Origin of the sequence: Sulfitobacter sp. HI0129 (genome assembly GCF_001635395.1) — a bacterium.
In the GTDB taxonomy this organism is placed as follows: Bacteria; Pseudomonadota; Alphaproteobacteria; order Rhodobacterales; family Rhodobacteraceae; genus Sulfitobacter.
Window position 1 is genome coordinate 1 of sequence record NZ_LWGH01000528.1, and the last position, 3,816, is coordinate 3,816.

The window sequence follows — 3,816 nt, forward strand, 5'->3', positions numbered from 1 at the left end:
CCCTTATGGGATTGCCACCGCGAACAAGGCGCGCGCCACCCTCTCTGCCTACCGTAAAGCAATGGGGGATGCGGCATGAGCGATACAGCAGTCAGCAGGCACCCCACCCCGCGCGAGATACGCGAACAGATCGAACGCAAGTTTGCCGAGGACTTTCGCGCCCATCCCATCGGGGGAGATGAGCCATTCATCCCCACGCGCGCACTCACGCTGATGCGCGAGACCATTTCCGAAGCATGTGCAATGAAAGGGAACCAGCGATGAACCTTCGTGCCGATATCCCCCTGATCACCCGCGTATCCGAGGAACTGACCGAGATGCTGGGCGACGACTTCGACCCCGATACCTTCTGGGACAGTCTTGATGGAGAAACCGACGCAATGGATATCATCGGGGCCTTGATCCAGCGCCGCGTGGAAGCGCAAGAGTTCGCCCTCGCGAACAAGGCCATGGCTGATCGCTATTCCGAGCGCAAGAAAGTGCTGGACGCGCGCGCTGCTGGCATCACCAAGGCGCTCGGCCTGATCCTCGATGCGACCGGGCAACAGAAGGTGGCTCACCCGCTGGCGACGGTATCGCGCACCAAGCCTCGCGTGACGGCGAAGGTGTTCGATGAGACCTGCATCCCGTCTCAGCTTTGCGTCACCACCATCAAGCCCGACATGTCCGCGATCAAAAAGCAACTGGACGCCGGGGAGGACGTGCCGGGGGCCGAATTGGTCACTGGCGATCCCGGCCTGACCGTGAGGATGAAGTGATGGACTGGAGCGAAGTCACACCGGAACTCGAAAAGAAGCTGGACCCGACCCACGTCAAGCCCCCCTCCAAGTTTGGGCCCAAGGGTGATTACATCGAGGGCTGGCACGCCATTGCAGAGGCCAACCGCATCTTCGGCTATGGGGAATGGTCCTACACGATCAAGTCCTTGGCCAAGGACAGCGTGGAGAAAGCGAAAAATGGCAAGGGCGAAGATCAATGGCAAGCGGCCTATACCTGCATTGTCACCCTGAATGTTGGCGACGTGGTGCGCGAAGACGTTGGCTTCGGGAGCGGCTTTGCCAAGCAAATCGGGGATGCCATAGAGGGAGCCACAAAGGAGGCTGTCACCGATGCCTTGAAGCGCGCCCTTCGGACCTTCGGCAATCCTTTCGGGTTGGCGCTCTACGACAAGAGCCGCGCGAATGTTGGGCGTGATGATCCACTATTCAACAGCGCAGGCGCGAAAGGGCGGCTAGAGAAGGCCATCGCAAACCGCACTTCCGCTGACGATCTGTCCGATCTTTGGAACGCTGAAAAGGAAACTCTCGCCCTTCTGACCGACGCCGATTTCGTTGCCGTGAAGGCATCTTTCGCGGCGGCAAAAACCAAACTCTCGCAGAAGGACGCCGCGTGATGGCCGGTCAGACCATAATCCTCTGCGGTGACAAGCAGCGCCGGTATGCGCATGACCTGATCAATCGCGCCCCGGCTGATGCGGTAGTGAACATCCGCGAGGCAACCCGCAATCTCGACCAGAACGCCAGAATGTGGGCCATGCTGTCCGACATTGCCCGCACAAAACCCGAGGGGCGCAACTGGACCACAGACACATGGAAGGCCGCGTTTCTTCATAGCCTAGGCCATCAGGTCCAGTTTGCGGAAGGCTTGGATGGCTCAGGCCCGTTCCCGGTAGGCTTTCGCTCATCGCGCCTGACGAAGCGCCAGATGGCAGACCTGATCACGGTCATTCAGGAATACGGCGACCGTCATGGCGTCCAGTGGACAGACCCACGGGAGAACGCAGCATGAGCCTCCGGATCGAACTTGACACAATACGAAAGCAGCGCAACGCGAAGGAGTGGCGACCAATAAACCGAGCGAGATGCGAGGGAATAGAGCGTACAGGAGACGGCAATATTATCAGCCTTCTGTGCAAAGACATGATCGCTGCCGGTTATGCCCCCTCTGCAAGGGTGGAGGTCTACCGCTCTGGAACACCCTGTTTCTTCGCAACGTCGCTATCGGACTGGGCGGATGGGCGAGTTGGCAAAGGTGAGCAGCCAGAACACCTTCGGAGGTCAGCATGAGCCTTCTCCGCCGCACCCCGCTCAAGGCCAAGACCCGCATCCGGCCCGTATCCAAGAAGCGCGCCGCCAAGCGTCAGAGCGCCGAGGGCCGCGCCGGTATGCTCCACATGAAGCGCGTGAAGGCCCTGCCCTGCGTGATCTGCGGCAAGCCCGGCCCTAGCGATGCGCACCACTGTATCCACGATCGCTACGGCACCGACAAGCGCAGCGACTTCGCCGTTCTGCCTCTCTGCGTTGAGTGTCATCGCCACCCGCACCCCAACGCCATCCACACCGCCAAGCAAGCATGGCGCGACCGGAACGGCCCTGACTATCAATTCCTGCCCGTCGTTGCCGACATGCTGGCAGGCGAACTGAACTGAGGAGATATCGCAATGAAACTCACTGAACTGACCATCCGCCCCGCCCGTTCCTATCTCGCTCTTGGCCCTGATAACCCGCTGAAAGCAGTTGTTAAGCTGTCCAGCGAAGAATCTACCGTTGAGTGCGTTCTATCCGATGAAACGATGCGCCGGATGCTGGACTTATGCGCCGAAGAAATAGCCGCCAACGCGCAACGCAATGTGAGCGAATTCGTTGCGGCTGTTACCGCGATTGAGGCGGGAAACTCCGCCGCGCTCATATCCGCTGATCACAAATCTGCAGGTGAGGCATGAGTCTGAGCGTAGGACTGCACAACATCACCGGAGCGACCGCTACTGGGTACACCTTAAACGGCAAGAAATGCGGAACCGTGTATTTCGAGGACGACAGCGGGCAGGAGGTCGAAATGCACATGCCGCCCCACGTAGCGAAGGAACTGGCGAGAACCTTCGAGCGGGCCTCTGAGGTGATCCAGCGCGACGGATTTCTGTTCTATCGCGGCGACCGTGAGTGGGAGGTCTACGAGGGCGGGTTTTGGCATGGCAAGTGCGAGGACCGCATTCTCATAGCCACAACCCTGTTCGAGTTGCTCGACCGGATCGACGCCACAGAGGCCAAGCGCCTCGATGATACCGCAGCATAACCCCCACATAGGAGAATACAGATGTTTGATATTGATCCAAAGAAACTTGAGAAACTGGTTGTCAAAGAGGCTGCCGACCAACTTCTTTCACAGCCCGACGAAAATGGGGGTGAGCGCTTTGACAGGATTCAAGACGATATTAGAATTAGTGTTGAAAGCCGGATCGACCGCATTTTTGCCGAGCGCGCCACCGCCATGATTGAGGACGCGCTCGATAAAGCAATCACCGAAGGCTTCGAGCGCGAGTATTCGAAGGTTGATCAATGGGGAAACCTGAAGGGCCAAAAGACTTCGATTTCTAAAGAACTCGAACGGCTTGTCTCATCATATTGGTCTGAAAGGGTGGATAGATCCGGGAAGCCCACTGAAAGTACTTATTCAAGCATAAGTCGTGCTGAATACCTCATGACAAAAATATGCGCAGAAGACTTCAGCGAAACGATGAAAACGGCTGCGACAAATATCACCGGCGCTCTGAAAGACGGATTGCGCAACCAAATGGCTGAGCAAATGGACAAAATGTTGAAAGATTTGTTCCGCGTAAAAAGCCTCCAAGACCAAGGCAAGGTCGAAAAACCTTACTAACCCCCCGCCTGCATCCCGCAGGCACCCCCGCCGGAACAACCCCACGTCCCATGAGTCCGGCGGGGTCACAGATAACAACGGAGGCACCCATGAAGATCAACACGGATACAGCAGAAGGCGGCGGGCTCGTCGAAGTTGAAACTACAGAGGATGGCATGG

At 57.9% G+C, this 3,816-nt stretch carries 8 protein-coding genes; all 8 read left to right on the forward strand.

What is annotated here, in order from left to right:
• Nucleotides 1-75: 75 nt before the first annotated feature.
• The 8 genes from A3764_RS24730 to A3764_RS14450 all read left to right on the forward strand — a co-directional run bounded on the left by A3764_RS24730 (nucleotide 76) and on the right by A3764_RS14450 (nucleotide 3,657).
• Nucleotides 76-264 carry a hypothetical protein gene (locus A3764_RS24730; RefSeq protein ID WP_067922474.1) on the forward strand — a complete coding sequence of 63 codons (189 nt, stop codon included), beginning with the start codon at nucleotides 76-78 and terminating at the stop codon, nucleotides 262-264.
• Nucleotides 261-758, forward strand: coding sequence for a siphovirus Gp157 family protein (locus tag A3764_RS14420; RefSeq protein ID WP_067922477.1), 498 nt, complete (start codon nucleotides 261-263; stop codon nucleotides 756-758). Before A3764_RS24730 ends, A3764_RS14420 begins: the two co-directional genes overlap by 4 nt.
• Nucleotides 758-1,393, forward strand: a complete 636-nt coding sequence (locus tag A3764_RS14425) for an RAD52 family DNA repair protein (protein ID WP_067922480.1) — start codon at nucleotides 758-760, stop codon at nucleotides 1,391-1,393. Before A3764_RS14420 ends, A3764_RS14425 begins: the two co-directional genes overlap by 1 nt.
• Nucleotides 1,393-1,788: a recombination protein NinB gene (locus A3764_RS14430; RefSeq protein WP_067922483.1), complete on the forward strand. Its 396-nt coding sequence runs from the start codon at nucleotides 1,393-1,395 to the stop codon at nucleotides 1,786-1,788. The genes A3764_RS14425 and A3764_RS14430 overlap by 1 nt, the downstream gene beginning before the upstream one ends.
• 274 nt (nucleotides 1,789-2,062) lie before the next feature.
• Complete coding sequence (locus A3764_RS14435) at nucleotides 2,063-2,428, forward strand: DUF968 domain-containing protein (protein ID WP_067922486.1); 366 nt, start codon at nucleotides 2,063-2,065, stop codon at nucleotides 2,426-2,428.
• Nucleotides 2,429-2,440: 12 nt separating this feature from the next.
• Nucleotides 2,441-2,722 carry a hypothetical protein gene (locus A3764_RS14440; protein WP_067922489.1) on the forward strand — a complete coding sequence of 94 codons (282 nt, stop codon included), beginning with the start codon at nucleotides 2,441-2,443 and terminating at the stop codon, nucleotides 2,720-2,722.
• Nucleotides 2,719-3,072, forward strand: a complete 354-nt coding sequence (locus A3764_RS14445) for a hypothetical protein (RefSeq protein WP_067922490.1) — start codon at nucleotides 2,719-2,721, stop codon at nucleotides 3,070-3,072. Before A3764_RS14440 ends, A3764_RS14445 begins: the two co-directional genes overlap by 4 nt.
• 21 nt (nucleotides 3,073-3,093) lie before the next feature.
• On the forward strand, nucleotides 3,094-3,657 hold the full coding sequence (locus A3764_RS14450) for a hypothetical protein (protein ID WP_067922493.1): 564 nt from the start codon (nucleotides 3,094-3,096) through the stop codon (nucleotides 3,655-3,657).
• Nucleotides 3,658-3,816: the final 159 nt, after the last annotated feature.